The organism is Vibrio sp. 10N.222.46.A1, assembly GCF_041473595.1.
GTDB lineage: Bacteria > Pseudomonadota > Gammaproteobacteria > Enterobacterales > Vibrionaceae > Vibrio > Vibrio tasmaniensis_A.
In genome coordinates this window covers 1-947 of record NZ_JBFRSN010000694.1, presented here as the reverse complement: position 1 = coordinate 947, position 947 = coordinate 1, and the positions used below count along the sequence as shown (strand labels likewise).

The following is a 947-nucleotide window of genomic DNA, read 5'->3' as shown; positions in this document are numbered from 1 at the left end:
GATGCAAAAAAGCCGCTGTAGTCAGCGGCTTGATGAGTTCTAGAGCGAACCTAATTCGACTATAAGATTCGTGTTAATCCCAGTTGAGAATCGACCAATTCGGTTGATCGGCTAACGCTTTCAAACGCGGACATGGGTTTACCAAGTAAGCAAAATCAGCGTGTTCACACAAAGGTAAGTCGTTGATTGAATCGGTATAAAAGTGAATGTCTGAGTAGTTAGTTTCTTGATTGTCTAACCACTCTTTTAAACGGGTGACTTTACCTTCACGGTAGCTTGGCACACCTGATATTTGAGACGTGAAGCGGCCTTGGTTTTCTACCAAATCGATACCGAGTGCGTTCTCAATACCAATCTTACAACCGACCGCTTCCACTAAGAAAGTCACGCTGGCAGAGATGATCAACATGTCGATATCATCATTCTCAAGCTGCTCAATCAAAGGTTTCGACTGCTTGAATTGCTTAGGTAAAATATGCTTCTCGACACACTCTTCCACCAAAGTAGTAACTTGCTCTGTTGGCATGTTCGCGAGTGGCTGCATGGAAAATGTTAGGTAATCTTCCATGTTCAATTTGCCTTCCGAATACAGGCCCATTAAACGCTTATCTTCATCAATAAAGTTGGGCGCAGTGGCAATGCCCTTTTCAACCAAGAACTCATTCCAAAGCATCGCTGCATCGGCATTGATCAGCGTTTCATCCATATCAAATACATACAAAGGTTTGAACATCTTAGGCTCTCACAGGTTGAGTTTCGTTAAGGTTAAAAAGGAGTTCTAGTTGGCTGCATGCTATAACTGGATTGTGACATTAAGAGCATATTTTAGTGGCAGTTGTATTTCACGGCTATGACAATCAACACATGCTTGTTTTTAAATACAACAGCTTATGGATTCAATCAGTATTGATACGCGATGTATTTAACTATATGTATTTAACTAACTA

1 protein-coding gene is annotated in these 947 nt (G+C 41.1%); it reads right to left on the bottom strand.

The window, feature by feature from the left end; genetic code table 11:
* Window positions 1-73: 73 nt before the first annotated feature.
* Entirely contained in the window at window positions 74-733 is a 660-nt protein-coding gene (locus AB4496_RS18495) for an HAD family phosphatase (RefSeq protein WP_009846025.1), read from the bottom strand.
* Window positions 734-947 lie beyond the last annotated feature (214 nt).

What these genes read in the sequence shown, in the direction of transcription:
- AB4496_RS18495 (WP_009846025.1), bottom strand. Translation starts at nt 733, where the DNA reads ATGTTCAAACCTTTGTATGTATTTGATATGGATGAAACGCTGATCAAT.